Source organism: Albidovulum sp., from assembly GCF_008933605.1.
Taxonomy (GTDB): domain Bacteria; phylum Pseudomonadota; class Alphaproteobacteria; order Rhodobacterales; family Rhodobacteraceae; genus Albidovulum.
Window position 1 is genome coordinate 1 of the sequence record NZ_WBUS01000026.1, and the last position, 14722, is coordinate 14722.

General features: G+C 68.2%; 16 protein-coding genes. 2 read left to right on the forward strand and 14 right to left on the reverse strand.

The annotated features are described in order from the left end of the window. The coding region (locus tag F9K34_RS05665; RefSeq protein WP_291335936.1) for a hypothetical protein at window positions 1-845 on the reverse strand (845 nt) is incomplete at its 3' end. A 78-nt stretch (window positions 846-923) separates the two neighbouring features. Continuing rightward, window positions 924-2549 (reverse strand): AMP-binding protein, encoded by a 1626-nt coding sequence (locus tag F9K34_RS05670; RefSeq protein ID WP_291335937.1) that lies wholly within the window; start codon window positions 2547-2549, stop codon window positions 924-926. A gap of 93 nt (window positions 2550-2642) precedes the next feature. Here F9K34_RS05670 and F9K34_RS05675 point away from each other — a divergent pair, with 93 nt between their 5' ends. Together F9K34_RS05675 and F9K34_RS05680 are read left to right on the forward strand one after the other, a co-directional pair. After that, window positions 2643-3566 (forward strand): DMT family transporter, encoded by a 924-nt coding sequence (locus F9K34_RS05675; protein WP_291335938.1) that lies wholly within the window; start codon window positions 2643-2645, stop codon window positions 3564-3566. A gap of 9 nt (window positions 3567-3575) precedes the next feature. After that, complete coding sequence (locus F9K34_RS05680) at window positions 3576-4232, forward strand: sulfotransferase family 2 domain-containing protein (RefSeq protein WP_291335939.1); 657 nt, start codon at window positions 3576-3578, stop codon at window positions 4230-4232. 64 nt (window positions 4233-4296) lie between these two features. Here the strand turns inward: F9K34_RS05680 and F9K34_RS05685 are convergent, their stop codons facing one another. The 12 genes from F9K34_RS05685 to F9K34_RS05740 form a co-directional block, all read right to left on the reverse strand. After that, window positions 4297-6495: a 3-hydroxyacyl-CoA dehydrogenase NAD-binding domain-containing protein gene (locus F9K34_RS05685; protein WP_291335940.1), complete on the reverse strand. Its 2199-nt coding sequence runs from the start codon at window positions 6493-6495 to the stop codon at window positions 4297-4299. A gap of 75 nt (window positions 6496-6570) precedes the next feature. After that, window positions 6571-7074 (reverse strand): hypothetical protein, encoded by a 504-nt coding sequence (locus F9K34_RS05690; protein WP_291335941.1) that lies wholly within the window; start codon window positions 7072-7074, stop codon window positions 6571-6573. Next, complete coding sequence (locus tag F9K34_RS05695; RefSeq protein ID WP_291335942.1) at window positions 7071-7520, reverse strand: cupin domain-containing protein; 450 nt, start codon at window positions 7518-7520, stop codon at window positions 7071-7073. Before F9K34_RS05695 ends, F9K34_RS05690 begins: the two co-directional genes overlap by 4 nt. After that, window positions 7517-7987, reverse strand: a complete 471-nt coding sequence (locus F9K34_RS05700; protein ID WP_291335943.1) for a cupin domain-containing protein — start codon at window positions 7985-7987, stop codon at window positions 7517-7519. The genes F9K34_RS05695 and F9K34_RS05700 overlap by 4 nt, the downstream gene beginning before the upstream one ends. Beyond that, window positions 7987-9198: an acetyl-CoA C-acetyltransferase gene (locus tag F9K34_RS05705; RefSeq protein WP_291335944.1), complete on the reverse strand. Its 1212-nt coding sequence runs from the start codon at window positions 9196-9198 to the stop codon at window positions 7987-7989. Before F9K34_RS05705 ends, F9K34_RS05700 begins: the two co-directional genes overlap by 1 nt. 13 nt (window positions 9199-9211) lie before the next feature. After that, complete coding sequence (locus F9K34_RS05710; RefSeq protein ID WP_291335945.1) at window positions 9212-9397, reverse strand: hypothetical protein; 186 nt, start codon at window positions 9395-9397, stop codon at window positions 9212-9214. After that, complete coding sequence (locus F9K34_RS05715; protein WP_291335946.1) at window positions 9394-10047, reverse strand: glutathione S-transferase family protein; 654 nt, start codon at window positions 10045-10047, stop codon at window positions 9394-9396. Before F9K34_RS05715 ends, F9K34_RS05710 begins: the two co-directional genes overlap by 4 nt. 301 nt (window positions 10048-10348) lie before the next feature. After that, window positions 10349-10561 (reverse strand): hypothetical protein, encoded by a 213-nt coding sequence (locus F9K34_RS05720; RefSeq protein ID WP_291335947.1) that lies wholly within the window; start codon window positions 10559-10561, stop codon window positions 10349-10351. Window positions 10562-10628: 67 nt separating this feature from the next. Further along, on the reverse strand, window positions 10629-12407 hold the full coding sequence (locus F9K34_RS05725) for an acyl-CoA dehydrogenase C-terminal domain-containing protein (RefSeq protein WP_291335948.1): 1779 nt from the start codon (window positions 12405-12407) through the stop codon (window positions 10629-10631). Window positions 12408-12433: 26 nt separating this feature from the next. Next, window positions 12434-12826 carry a MerR family transcriptional regulator gene (locus F9K34_RS05730; protein ID WP_291335949.1) on the reverse strand — a complete coding sequence of 131 codons (393 nt, stop codon included), beginning with the start codon at window positions 12824-12826 and terminating at the stop codon, window positions 12434-12436. Between the two features lie 210 nt (window positions 12827-13036). Beyond that, window positions 13037-13408 (reverse strand): MerR family transcriptional regulator, encoded by a 372-nt coding sequence (locus tag F9K34_RS05735; RefSeq protein WP_291335950.1) that lies wholly within the window; start codon window positions 13406-13408, stop codon window positions 13037-13039. Between the two features lie 63 nt (window positions 13409-13471). Then, a complete protein-coding gene (locus tag F9K34_RS05740; protein WP_291335951.1) occupies window positions 13472-14614 on the reverse strand; it encodes a putative manganese transporter in 1143 nt (380 codons plus the stop codon). Window positions 14615-14722 lie beyond the last annotated feature (108 nt).

The following is a 14722-nucleotide window of genomic DNA, read 5'->3' on the forward strand; positions in this document are numbered from 1 at the left end:
ACCAGCGCCGTCTGCGCCGGAACGGGCCGCTCGCGGCCCAGCAGCGCCTCGCCCGCCCCCGCGACGGCCCCCTGCGGAAGGTCTCCCGTGGTGAGAAGCGTGAAGGTCGCGCGCAACCCGGCTTGGCGAAGAACCGTGACGAGCGGGTCGTCCAGGGTCGCCGCGAGGTCGGTTGCCAGCACCTCGCCCGCCACGATCTCGGCTGCATCGGCGCCTTCGACCAGCGTCCGGCCGAGCACGACGAGCCCCCCCGGCAGCGCCAGAGACCGGCCGATCCCTTCGGGCACGACGAAGATTTCCCCCGCCGGGCCGAGGAGCCGTTCGTGCAGCCGCGCCAGCGCCTCCTGTCCCTCGGGACTTGCACAGGGCGTGCCGGTGAGCCGCGCGAGGTCAGCCAGCGCGGCGCGCCCGATCTCCTGCCGCTTCGCGAAGGGGAGCGAGGCGGCGGTATGGCGGACAAGCGCGTCCGGCATCCAGAAGACCAGCGCTCCCAACACGGCCGCGAGCGCGCCGCCGAGAAGCGCCCGCCGCAGCCGCCCGGGGTGCGGCCGGCGCGCCTCGATCAGGTGATGGACCTTGGCGATGGCGGCGACCATCGCCTCGTCCTCGATCTCCAGTTCCTCCTCGGCGTCGGCGGCGGGGGCGAAGCGGGCCGGCAGCGCCGGCCCCGGAAGGCGCACGACGGCGGGCAGCGACCAGTGGGTGAGCGCGCGGCCGCTGCGCGTCTCGGAGATCACCAGCGTGGCATCGCCGAAGGAGACGATGACCTCGCGGCGCTGCGCCTCGGGCCCGTCGCGCCACAGGCCGGTGCATTCCAGCCGCTGGTATTCCTGAAGCGCCGTCATTGGCGGGCGGGCCTGCTCGCTGCCTCGATTGCCGGGAAGGATAGCCGATGCCGCCCCCCCGGACAATGCGGCGGGCGGCTACATCAGCTTGGCCACCGCGCGCAGTTCGAATTTCTGGATCTTGCCGGTGGAGGTCTTCGGCAGCTCGGTGAAGACGACATGCTTCGGCGTCTTGAACCCGGCAAGCCGGGCACGGGTGAAGGCGATCAGGTCTGCCTCCGTCGCCGTCTGGCCCTCCTTCAGCTCGACGAAGGCGCAGGGCACCTCGCCCCATTTCTCGTCGGGCTTGGCGACGACGGCGCAGAGCAGCACCGCCGGGTGGTGCATAAGCACGCCCTCCACCTCCACCGAGGAGACGTTCTCGCCGCCCGAGATGATGATGTCCTTCGCGCGGTCGGTGATCTTGATGTAGCCGTCGCCGGTGAGATAGGCGATGTCGCCGGAATGGAACCAGCCGTCGCGGAACGCCTCGGCGGTGGCCTCCGGGTTGCGGTAATAGCCCTTCATCACCGCATTGCCGCGCAGCACCACCTCGCCGAGATGGTGGGAGTCGCGGGGGACTTCCGCGCCGTGGTCGTCCTGCACGGTCGCGGCCTCCATCATCGGCATCGCCACCCCGGTCCGTGCCTTCAGAGCGGCCCGCTCGTCGCCCTCCGCGCCCTCCCAACCCGGTTTCCAGAGGCATTCGGTGACGTGACCGAAGGTCTCCGTCAGCCCGTAGACCTGGGTGACGTTGAAGCCGAGCGGCTCGATCGCGGCGAGCGTCGCGGCGGCCGGCGGCGCACCGGCGGTGAAGACCTCCACGACGTGGCCGAAGGCACGACGGTCATCCGCCTTCGCGTTGATGATCGTGTTGAGCACGATCGGAGCGCCGCCGAAATGCGTCACCCCCTCGTCGGCGATGGCAGCGTAGATGTTCTTCGCGGTGATGTCGCGGCAGCAGACGAGCGTCCCGCCGAGCAGCGGGACCATCCAGGTGTGGCACCAGCCGTTGCAGTGAAAGAGCGGCACGATCGTCAGGTACACGGGCCGCAGGACCATGCGCCAACTCACCACCGTGCCCATGGTCATCAGATAGGCGCCGCGGTGGTGATAGACCACGCCCTTCGGCCGCCCGGTGGTGCCCGAGGTGTAGTTGAGCGCGATCGATTCCCATTCGTCCGTGGGCAGGTGCCAGGGCGCGCCCGGATCGCCCTGGGCGAGAAGGTCCTCGTATTCGGGGTAGCGGCCCGAGGCGGCGATCCCCGCCTCCGCGTCGGCCACCTCGATGATCTCGGGCGCGGCGCCGGTCATCGCCTTCACCGCCGCCTCGGCGAGCGGCAGGAAGGCGCTGTCCACCAGCACCACCTTCGCCTGCCCGTGATCGAGGATGTAGCACACCGTATCGGCATCGAGCCGGGTGTTGATCGTGTTGAGGATCGCGCCGGCCGCCGGCACGCCGAAATGCGCCTCGGCCTGGGCGGGGATATTGGGCAGGATCGTGGCCACCACGTCCCCCGGCGCAATGCCCCGGCGGGCGAGCGCGGAGGCGAGCCGGCTGACGCGCGCGTGGTACTCGGCGTAGGTCCGCCGCGTTCCGCCGTAGACCACGGCGGTCTCCGCGGCAAAGAGATCCGCCGCGCGGGAAAGATGGGAAAGGGGCGTCAGCGGCACGAAGTTCGCGCGGTTCTTCTCCAGCCCCGTCTCGTCGGCCAGCCAGCCCATGGTCTCCTCCCCGTCTCGCCACGTCGCTAACGGACGCGCAGTCTCATGGTTGCCCGGCTTTATGGGTTTGAGCAAGCGAGACACGGAGCGCAGATGACGACCCTTGCCGACCCCGCCCGGGACAGCCGCACGCTTGTCGCGGCGGGGCTGATATTCGTCTATGCCATGGTCATCGGCTTTACCGACAATTTCGTCCGGGTGATCGCCGAGGATGCCGGGCTCTGGCAGTTCCACGCCACGCGGATGGTCATGGCGATCGCAATCATCGCGGGTATCGCGCCGTTCCTCGGGCTCAGGCTCCGGCCGGTGCGTCCCGGCGCCGTCGCGCTGCGCAGTGCGGTCCACGGGACGGCGATGATGATCTACTTCGGCTGTCTCGCCTTCCTTCCGGTCGCGACCGTGGCCGCGGGCATGTTCACGGCGCCGATCTTCACCCTCCTCATCTCGCGCTTCGCCTACGGGCAGCGGATCGGGCCGTTCCGCATCGTCGCGGTCGCGGCGGGATTTCTCGGCGTGATCCTGGTCCTGAAGCCGGGACAGGCCGGCGATATCGGCCCGGCGACCGTGCTGCCGGTCGTGGCGGGGGTGCTCTACGCGCTCGGCAACATCGCCACCAGGACCTGGTGCGCGGGCGAACGCGCCGAGGTGTTGCTCGCGGGCTTCTTTCTGGCGCTCGGGTCCTTCGGGCTGATCGGCATGTCGGTCCTCGCACTCTGGCAGCCCGCGGTGCCGGAAGGGGTGGAGGGGTTCGTCCTGCGGGGGTCTGTCTGGCCCACCGGGCGCTTCCTCTTCTGGACCTTCGTGCAGGCGGCGGGATCGCTTCTCGGCGTCGGCATGATGATCCGCGCCTACCAGATCGCCGATGCGGGTCGGGTCGCGATCTTCGAATACGTGATCCTGCCGGCCTCGGCCTTCTGGACCTGGGTGCTTTGGGGCGAGACGCTCGGCCCGCTGGCTGTCGCCGGCATCCTGCTGATCTTCGCCGCCGGGCTCATCATCGCGCTGCGCGGCCGCTAGGGGGCGACCGTGATCCTGTCGCGCGGGCGCCGGTACATCTTCATCCACATCCCCAAGACTGGCGGCACGGCCCTGACCCTCGCGCTTGAGGGGCGGGCCATGCGCGACGACGTGATCCTGGCGGACACGCCGAAGGGACGCGCACGGCGGCACCGCATCAGGGACGTGGCCGCGGCCGGGCGGCTCTGGAAACACGCGACCCTCGCCGATATCCGCGGGCTCGCGAGCGACGACGAGATCGCCCGGTTCTTCACCTTCACGCTCGTCCGCAATCCCTGGGACCGGATGGTGAGCTACTACCACTGGCTCCGCGCCCAGAGCTTCGCCCACCCGGCGGTGGCGCTCGCCCGCGCGACCGATTTCCGGGGGTTCCTGGAGGATCCCGCGACCCGGGCGTCCCTCGCCGCGTATCCCTACGCAAGCTATGTCACCGACGCCGCCGGCAAGGAGCGCTGCGACCTCTTCCTCAGGCTCGAACACCTGGCCGAGGACGCGGGGCCGCTCGAAGCGCATCTCGGCTTTCGCCTGCCGGCCGTGCCCGTGGCCAATGCGTCCGAACGCGCGCGCGACTGGCGCCCCTACTACACGGACGCCGGCGCCGCGACCGTCGCCGCGATCTGTGCCGGGGACATCGCCCGCTTCGGCTACCGTTTCGATCCCGGCTAGGTGTCGTCGTCGCCCGGACGCCCCGCCGGCGCGCGGGGGCGCGAGGCCCCCGGCGATGGCGTCGTCACGCCGCCCGGGCGTCGGTTCCGAACCGTCCGTAGAAGCTCTGTCCCTTCGTCGCCATGTCGCGCAGGAGTTCGGGCGCGGCAAAGCGCGCGCCCTTGCCGGCGAGGCCCTCGCAGACCTCCACCGCCTTGCCGGCGCCGATCATGTCGAGCCAGGAGAAGGGCCCGCCCGACCAGGGCGCGAAGCCCCAGCCGAGGATCGCGCCGACATCGCCTTCGCGGATGTCGGTGAGTACGCCTTCCTCCAGAGCGCGGACGGCCTCCAGCACCTGCACCAGCATCAGCCGGTGCTGCACCTCGGCGAGGTCCGGCTGGGCCGCCGCCACCGGCCAGAGGCCCGCAAGACCCTCCCAGAGCCCGGTCCGGCCGCCCTTCTCGTCATAGGCGTAAAAGCCCGCGTTCGCCTTTCGTCCGAGCCGTCCCTTGTCGGCCATGGCGAAAAGCACCGCATCGACCGCCTCGTCGGGATAGGCAGCGCCCATCGCCGCCCTCGTGGCCTTGGCGATCTTCACGCCGAGGTCGATCGAGGTCTCGTCCACCAGTTGCAGGGGCCCGACCGGAAAGCCGAGGAGGCGTGCCGCGTTCTCGACAAGCGCGGGTTCCACGCCTTCGGCCACCATCCTGATCCCCTCGTTGATGTAGGGGATGATGCAGCGGTTGGCGTAGAAGAACCGCGCGTCGTTGACGACGATCGGCGTCTTGCGGATCTGGCGCACGAAGTCGAGCGCCTTGGCCACGGCCACGTCCCGGGTGCCTCGGCCCCGGATGATCTCCACGAGCATCATCTTGTCGACCGGGCTGAAGAAGTGGATGCCGATGAATTGCGCCGGGCGCCGCGAGGCTTTCGCCAGGTCGCTGATCGGAAGGGTGGAGGTGTTGGTGGCGAAGATCGCGCCCTCCGGCAGCACCGCCTCGGCCTTCGCGGTCACCTCGGCCTTCACCTTCATGTCCTCGAAGACGGCCTCGACGACAAGGTCGCAGCCCGCCAGCGCCGCGTAGTCGGTCGTCGCGGTGATCCGGCCAAGGACCTCCGCCTTCTTCGCCGCCGTCACCTTGCCGCGCTTCATCCCCTTGTCGAGAAGTCCCTCGGAATGGGACTTGCCCCTGTCGGCGGCCTCCTGCGTCGCGTCGATCAGCACGACCTCGATCCCTGCATTGGCGGCGACATAGGCGATGCCGGCGCCCATCATCCCGGCCCCGAGGACACCGAGTTTCCGCACGGTCTGGTCGGCGACCTGCGGCCGGTTCGCGCCCTTCTCGAGCGCCTCCTTGTTGAGGAAGAGAGAGCGGATCATCGCCGAGGACGACGGGTTCATCAGCACCGAGGTGAACCAGCGCGCCTCGATCGTCAGCGCGGTGTCGAAGGGCACGAGCGCGCCCTCGTAGACCGCCGCGAGAAGCGCCTTCGCTGCCGGATAGACGCCCTGGGTCTTGCCCAGCACCATCGCATTCGCCCCGACGAAGGTCATGAAGCCCGCCGGGTGATAGGGTGCGCCGCCGGGCATCTTCCAGCCCTTCTGGTCCCAGGGCTTGACGGTGTCGGCGTCGGTCGCGGCCAGCACCCATTCCTTCGCCCGGGCGAGGAGCTGGTCGGGCGCCACCACCTCGTCGACGAGCCCGGCCGCCTTCGCGGCCTTCGGCTCCAGCATCTTGCCTTCGAGCAGCACCGGGGCCGCGGCCATGGCGCCGACCATGCGCGAGTAGCGCGTGGTGCCGCCACCGCCCGGGAAGAGCCCGACGAGAATCTCGGGCAGGCCGATCTTCGCCCTGGGATTGTCCGCCATGATCCGCCTATGGCAGGCGAGCGCGATTTCCGTCCCGATCCCGGCGCAGGTGCCCGGGATCGCACAGACGACCGGCTTGGCCCCCTTCAGGGTCTTCGGATCCATCCCCGCGCGCTCCAGCTTGCGCAGGATGCGGTGGCCGGACATGGTGAAGTCGAAGAGCGCCTGCGCCGGATTCTCGCCCGCCTCCGCACGGATCGAGGCCAGCACGTTCAGGTCCATGCCGCCGGCGAAGTCCTTCTTGCCGGAGGTCACGACGATCCCCTTCACCGCCGGATCGGCAAGCGCCCCGTCCACCATGTCGGAGACGAGCGCGAAGCCCTCGCGGCTCATCACGTTCATCGACTTGCCTGGCACGTCCCAGGCGATCGTGGCGACGCCATCGGCATCGACGGAATAGGTGAAATCGGTCATCTCGGGTCTCCCTCGGCGGATCGGCGGGCGACATTCCGGCGCCCGACGGGAACGGTTGTTGACGAAGGGCGGGACTCAGCCGGTCCGGCTTGCGCCCGCGGAGTGGAAGGGAAGCCGGTCCGGGTTGGTTCCGGCTTCCGGGAAGGTGAAGGGCAGCGCGTCGTTGAGGATCGCATAGCGCGCCTCGCAGAACCGCCAGCCGCTGCCGTCGAAGACGAGCGTCTGGCTCGCGACATAGGGCGGCGCGATGCGCTCGCTGCCGCGCATGATATGCGTGTAGTGCGTGCCCTCGATCCGGTGGCGGGTCACATAGCGCGCCTCGCGCCCGAGCCGGAGGTAGTCAGTGACCCCTTGCCGCCGGAACCCGCCGGAGACGCACAGGAGCGTCGCACTCAGGGCGTCCGACGTGGAGAGGTCAAAGCGCTTCGTCTCGGTGTGGATCGTGTAGGGCAGGGTGACGGCGGAAAGATACTGCTCCACGTCGCCGCGCAGGACCGCGTCCGACACGAAGTCGAGCATCGTCTGGTAGATGTCGAGCGGATCGACCATTCCCTCCAGGCTCGGATGGCGTAGTGTCATGTGAGCGCGCTCCCGTCGCGGCGGGTCCGGGCGACCCGGCCGTTCTCGCGGACATAAAGCCTGTCGATATCGGAGTAGTGGACGCGGTCGGAGGCTGCGCGGGTTCCGACGACGAGGTAGGAACAGGGCGCGGCGGACCGGTTCTGGACATGGTGCCCGTTCGCCACGCCCGCCTTCCAGCAGGCGGCGTCGCCGGGCAGAAGGACATGCGCGCCGTCGTCCTCGATCACCGTCGCCTCGCCGGCGAGCATGTAGAGGAACTCGTCCTCCGCCTCGTGCCAGTGCCGGTCGGAGGAGAAGGCGCCGGGCGCGAGCGTATCGACGAAGGCGCCGAACTGGGTCAGCCCGCCGGAGTCCGAAAGAAGCTCGGCGTGGAAGTGGCCGTGCTGCGCCGCCTGTTCGGGCGTCGCCTCCTCAGTCCGCGAAGTGCCCTTGCGCAGGATCACCGCGGGCCCTCCCAGGGCGTGCCGTCCCTGTAGGTGAAGACCGCCTTGCCGTCCTTCATCTCCACCATCAAGTCCACGTCGGAGTAGGTCGCGACCTCGTGCTTCGCGCGCGTTCCGACGACGAGGAACTTCGCCACCCGGTCGGTGCGGTTGACGAAGTGATGCCCGTTCGTGTCGCCGGCCGGGAAGGCGGCGCAATCGCCCGGCCGCATCACGGTCACGCCTTCGTCCTGGATGAGGGTGCATTCGCCCTCGGTCACCATGACGAACTCGTCCTCGTTCCGGTGCCAGTGGCGGAGCGATGATTTCGCGCCGGGTTCGAGGATCACGAGGTTTGCGCCGAACTGCGTCAGCCCGCCCGCGTCGCCGAGGCGGAGCGACGAGCGGCCCCTCATCTCGGACGCATAGGGTTCGGGGTAGATAGACCCGGTCTTCACCGGGCATTTCGTCTGGTCGATGACGGGCATCACACCCTCTCGATGATCGTCGCCGCGCCCATGCCGGACGCGATGCAGAGCGTGGCAAGCCCGGTGCCCTTGCCGGTGCGCTCCAGCTCGTCGAGGAGCGTGCCGATGATGATCGCGCCAGTGGCGCCAAGGGGATGGCCCATGGCGATCGCGCCGCCGTTGACGTTGACGCGGTCGGGCGAGACGTCGAAGGCCTGCATGAAGCGCAGGACCACGCTCGCGAAGGCCTCGTTGACCTCGAAGAGGTCGATGTCGGAAATCGCCATCCCCGAGTCCTTGAGGATCTTCTCGGTCACCGGCACCGGGCCGGTCAGCATGATGGTCGGATCGGTGCCGATCTTCGCCGTCGCGCGGATGCGGGCGCGGGGCTTCAGGCCGTGCTTTTCGCCGAACGCCTTGTTGCCGATCAGCACGGCCGCCGCGCCATCGACGATGCCGGAGGAATTGCCGGCATGGTGGATGTGGTTGATCCGCTCAAGATGCGGATACTTCATCAGCGCGACCTTGTCGAAGCCCGGCATCACCTCGCCCATGTCCTTGAACGAGGGCTTCAACGCGCCGAGCGTCTGCATGTCGGTCCCCGGCCGCATGTATTCGTCGCGGTCGAGGATCGGCAGTCCGTTCTGGTCGCGGATGGTGATCACGGACTTCGCGAAACGCTTGTCTTCCCAAGCCTTTGCGGCACGTTTCTGCGATTCCACCGCAAGCGCGTCGGCATCGTCGCGGGTGAAGCCGTATTCGGTGGCGATGATGTCGGCCGAAATGCCCTGCGGCACGAAGTAGGTCTTCATGGCGAGGCTCGGGTCAACCGCGATCGCCGCGCCGTCCGAGCCCATGGCGACCCGACCCATCATCTCGACCCCGCCGGCGATGTACGCGCTGCCCGCGCCGCCCCGGACCTGGTTCGCGGCGAGGTTCACCGCCTCCATGCCGGAGGCGCAGAAGCGGTTGATGGCGAGGCCGGGAATGCGCTCGTCGAGGTCGGAGAGCAGGACGGCAGAGCGCGCGAGGCAGCCGCCCTGTTCGCCCACTTGCGTGACGTTGCCCCAGATCACGTCCTCGACCGCGTGGCCGTCGAGGTTGTTCCTTTCCTTCACCGCGTTCAGAACCCTGGCCGAGAGCGCGACGGAGGTCACCTCGTGCAGGCTGCCGTCGGGCCGACCCTTCCCGCGCGGAGAGCGGACGGCGTCGTAGATATAGGCCTCGGTCATCGTTGTCTCCGGATCATTCGGCAATCTGAACGCAGCTTGTCTTGGTGGTGATCACGCGCGTCTTCAGCTGCTCTTCCATCTTCACCCGCGCTGCCTCGCAGAGCGCCTCGGTGGCGAATTCCTGTTTCTCGACATGCACTTCGTGCCGCACGTTCTCCATCGTCACGGTATAGACGATGGCAATCAGCATCCACTTCATCGGGGGGTCTCCTCCACTCGGGCCCGGTCGGAGGGATTGCCGGGCATCAGGTCATAGGGATGTTTCCAGCCGGGCAGGACGGCGATGCGCCCGAGCCAGCGGTCGATGTTCGGCCAGTCGGCACGGGTGAAGCCGAAGGGCTCGGGGTAGTAGAGATAGCCGCAGCACGAGAGGTCGGCGATCGTGGGGTCTGTCCCCGCGATCCAGTCGCGGTCCTGAAGATGGCTCTCGAGCGTCTGGAGGGCGTTGCGGAGCCTGGCCTGCAGGAAGGCGATGACCTCCTTCGGGCGCTTGTCCTCGGGCAGGAAGTTCATCAGGAACCGCACGGTGCCGGCTTGCGAGGACATCTTGTGATTGTCCCAGAGCACCCAGCGCAGGACCTCGTCGCCGGCGCCCGCTGCGCCGCCGAGCCGGCCCGTCCGTTCCACGACGTGGTACATGATCGCGCCGGACTGGGTGAGGACCTTGCCCTCGTCCTCGAGTACCGGCACCTCGCCCATGACGTTGAGCCTGCGGAACTCCGCCGTGCGGGTGGCGCCGTTGAAGAAGTCGACGAAGACCGGCTCCCAGTCGTAGCCGGCCAGGGTCAGCGTCAGCGCCGCCTTGTAGGCATTGCCGCTCTCGCCGAAGCAGTGAAGGCGGGCGGTCATGTCGCGCTCCCTTGGTCGGCAGCCGGAGCGGGGGCTTCGCGCCCGGCCGTCATCGGCACCCCAGCCGATGGCGGACCGATGGCGACCCCTGCGGAGTGGTCCGGCGAGGAGGAGCAAGGATTTGTTAACCCTGTCCGGTGAAGATCCGACCTGCGGTACAGGCAGGAGTGCCGATGACCGCCCAAGGAGAAGCCGCTCCGGGCCTGACGAGAAGCACCCCGCGTTCGAGGGCCGGCGTCAGGTCCGGGGTGCATCTTCTTGTTCTTCCTGGCACAAATACTCATGTCTGCCCTCTCCGCCATCACGCCTTGCGGTCTTCGAGCTCGGCCTTGAAGAGCCGCAGCCGGTGGGTGAGGTTGTCGTGGTCGGTGACCGACGCGAAATGCTCGAAGAGGAAGGTCAGCGCCTCGTCGGTGCTCATGCCCGCCTCTTCCGCGAAACGGACGAGCGCGCGATAGGCGTCGTTCGTCAGCGCGACGGGGAAGCGGCGGGTCAGGCGCAGGCGTTTCGGCATCTCTCCTCCGGGTTGGCTCTCCCCGCTATGCGCGGGGTCGAGCCGTGCGCGGTTCGTCGGCGGAAGCTTAGAACGCCTCGGGCGACAGTGCCATCACGGGTTCGGCACCCGACTGGATGCGGGCGAGGTGGGTCGCGGTCATCGGCAGCTGGCGGGCCATGTAGTAGCGCCCGGTGGCGAGCTTCGTCTCGTAGAACGCGGTGTCGGAGGTGCCGGAAGCGAGCGCGGAAAGCGCCGCCTTCGCCATGCGCGCCCACATCAGGCCGAGGCAGGTCAGGCCGAAGAGGTGCATGAAGTCGTAGGAGCCGGCGAGTGCCGCGTTGGGGTTCTTCATGCCGTTCTGCATGAAGAACATGCCCGCCGCCTGAAGGTCCTTCGAAGCGGCCTTGAGGGGATCGAGGAAGTCCTTCTTCAGCGCCGCGTCGCCCTCGTTTTCCTTGATGAAGCCCTTTACCATCTCGAAGAAGGCCATGACAGGCTTGCCGCCCTCGGCTGCAAGCTTGCGGCCGACGAGGTCCAAGGCCTGCACCCCGTTCGCGCCTTCATAGATCATGGTGATGCGGGCGTCGCGGGTGAACTGCGACATGCCCTGTTCCTCGATATAGCCATGCCCGCCATAGACCTGCTGGGCATTGACGGCGGTCTCGAAGCCCTTGTCGGTGAGGAAGCCCTTGATGACCGGGGTGAGGAGCGAGATCATCCCGTCTGCCTCCCTGTCGCCCGCGCGGTGGGCGCGGTCGATCAGCGACGCGCCCCAGAAGGTGAAGGCGCGGGCGCCTTCGAGGAAGCTCTTCTGGTCCATCAGGTTGCGGCGGATGTCGGGGTGCACGATCAGCGGATCGGCGGGGCCTGCGGGGTTTTCCGCGCCGGTCACCGCGCGGCCCTGGAGCCGGTCCTTCGCATAGGCGACGGCGTTCTGATAGGCGGGTTCGGCCACCGCGTAGCCCTGCAGGCCGACGCCGAGCCGCGCCTCGTTCATCATCGTGAACATGTTGCGCATGCCCTTGTGCAGCTCGCCGAGCAGGTAGCCGGTGGCGCCGTCATAGTTCATCACGCAGGTGGCATTGCCGTGGATACCCATCTTCTCCTCGATCTTGCCGACCGAGACGGCGTTGCGCTCGCCGAGGGAACCATCTTCCTTCACCAGGAATTTCGGCACGATGAAGAGCGAGATGCCCTTCGTGCCTTCGCCGCCGCCCGGGGCCTTGGCCAGCACCAGGTGGATGACGTTCGACGCCAGGTCATGATCGCCGGCCGAGATGAAGATCTTCTGTCCGGTGATGCGGTAGGAGCGGTCCGGCTGCGGTTCGGCCTTTGTCCTCAGAAGCCCGAGGTCGGTGCCGCAATGCGGCTCGGTCAGGTTCATCGTGCCGGTCCAGTCGAGACTGACCATCTTCGGCAGGTATGTGGACTTCTGCTCTTCGGTCCCATGCGCGAGGATCGCCGAGATCGCGCCGTGGGTCAGGCCCTGGTACATGTTGAAGGCCATGTTGGCCGAGACGAAGATTTCGCCGACCGCGGTGCCCATGACATAGGGAAGGTTCTGCCCGCCGTATTCCTCGGGAAGGTCGAGGCCGTTCCAGCCGCCTTCCTTCATCGCCGCAAAGGCCTCCTTGAAGCCCTTCGGCGTGTAGACCACGCCGTTCTCCAGCCGGCAGCCCTCCCGGTCGCCGGAGGCGTTCAGGGGGGCGAGGACGTCGCGGGCGAGCCTGCCCGCCTCGTCAAGGATCGCCGAGGTGAAGCCGGGCTCTAGGTCGCCGTAGCCGGGCACGTCGCTTTTCGACACTTCCAGCACCTCGTCCAGGACGAACTGCAAGTCTCGGATCGGCGCGGCATAGCTCGGCATGGTCGGGTCTCCTCCGTCGGGTCGTGTCAGGCTGCGTGGGTCTTCTGTTCGGCCAGCATCTTGCGGCCGAGTGCGATCTGCTCGTCCAGCTCGGCGATCGTGGTCTCGAGTTCGTCCCGCTGGCGCCGCATCTCGGCCATCCGCCGTTCGGCCACGCCGAGCGTCCGCGCGAGCTGCGTCTGCCGCTGGTCGCCGAGGTCGTAGAGATCGAGAAGCTGGCGGATGTCTTCGAGGCTGAAGCCGAAGCGCTTGCCGCGCAGGATCAGCTTGAGCCGGCCGCGGTCGCGGCGGGTGAAGAGGCGTTTCTGTCCGTCGCGGATGGGAAACAGCAGTTCCTTCGCTTCGTAGAACCGGAGCGTGCGGGGCGTCACGTCGAAGGCGTCGCACATCTCGCGGATCGTCATCAGGTCATCGCTCATTCATGGCCCTTCCATGAGTTGCCGTTGCGTCATGGCCGGGCAGATCGGGGGTCTGCGGCGACCATACAAGGGAAGTTTACGTGCACGTCAGTGTAACGTAGCGTCACGAAATCGGTGACGTAATGTCCGTGAATTCCGCCTGCGGAGACGCGAAACTTCCGTTCGCCGCCGGAGCGGCGTTTCGCTTGCCGCCCGGCGTCTCGGGACGGGTCAGACCTTCAGCGACTCGGCCGTGCGGTCGCGCAGCGCCGTCAGGTCGGCGATGGTCGCGTCAAGCTCCGAGCGCTGGCGTTCCAGTTCCGCCAGCTGCCGGTTGGCGAGCTCGATCCAGACCTGGTACTGCTCGCGGGTGCCCTTCTGGGCGTAGAGGAGGAGCCACTGGCGGATTTCCTCGAGGCTGAAGCCGAAGCGGCGGCCGCGCAGGATCAGGGTCATCCGCGCGATCTCGCGCGGGCCGTAGAAGCGGGCGCGGCCGTCCTTCACGGGCGAGAGGAGTTCGATGTACTCATAGTAGCGCAAGGTGCGGGGCGTCACGTCGAAACGTGCGCACATGTCCTTGAACGAGATGAGTTCGTCCGCCATCCCGGGCCTCCTGGCCGGAGCCTAATCGCAGGCGCTGTCGGAGACAACTCGCTTGCGGGGGCGCTAGCTCAGGAATCCCGGGGCGAAGAAGTAGAGCGCGTAGGCGACGACGAGCGCGGGAATCGTCGAGAAGACGGTCGCCATGACCGCCGCGCGCGGGGCAAGCGCGATGGCCGGGAAAAGCGCGTCGCCGTCGTTCGAGATCGCGTTGGCGACGAGGGACGAGAAGGGAATCGCGCCATGCGTGTAGAGCGTGGCGACGAGGACCTGGGGACCGCAGCCCGGGACAAAGCCGATCGCCGCCGCGACGAGCGGCAGGACCGGGGCGATGGTCTGGAACATCGCCTTGAGGTCGAGCCCGGCATAGGCCGCGGCATAGTCGTAGGCGAGGTAGGCAAGGATCACCCAGACCGAGATGAACGAGGTTTCCTCGGCCATCCGGGTCAGCGGCGCGTCGCCCGGGTTGGTCATCGCGGTGACGGGCGAGACGGCCCAGATGGCGAGGCCGAGAAGGGCGCCGGCAAGCGCGATCGCGGCGACGGGCACGCCCAGAACATGGGTCAGGTCCACCGAGCCGATCTGCGCGGCGCCGACGATCAGGCCGGGAATGGCGGCGGCGAGGAAGGCGTAGTCGCGCGCCCGCGTGGCGCCGATGCGGGGCGCGATCTCGCAGGCGCCTCCCTGCGGCCGGTAGTCCACCTTGACGAAGCGATCGATGAGCCAGCCGGTCAGGATGCCGACGGCGAACTGCAACGGGAGCAGCACCAGCGCCGTGTCGGGCCGCGTGGCGATGAGCAGGAAGGCTGCATCCCCCATCGTCGCGGTCAGCGTGGCGACGACCGCGCCGAAGCTGACCTTGCCCGAGGCATAGGCGGCCACCACCACGACGGCGCCGCCGCAGCCCGGCGTCGCGCCGAGCAGGGCCGCGATCGGCACCTGGAACGCCCGCGCCTGTCCCATCGCCGTGCCGAGGTCGAAGCGGAAGAGCCGTTCGAGCCCGTAGAAGAGCAGGAGCGTGGCGGCGACGAAGGCGGAGACCTGGACGAACGCATCCTGCATCAGCCCGCGCGTCAGCGCTCCGAGCTCTCCGGGGGCGAGCGCCAGCGCCACAAGGACCCCGGCAAGGGCCAGACGGCGGGGCCGGAACGGGCCGAGCCGGGCGAGGAGCGGCAGGGACGCGAGGGATGCGGAGGAGTCCGTCGGCATGAGTTACATTACTGCATAAGATGAAGCCAAGGCTATAACCTACAATATTGGCCCTTGCGGCGGCTGTGTCAACTGGCAGATTGGCAGGGGATCGAGACAGCGGAGTCC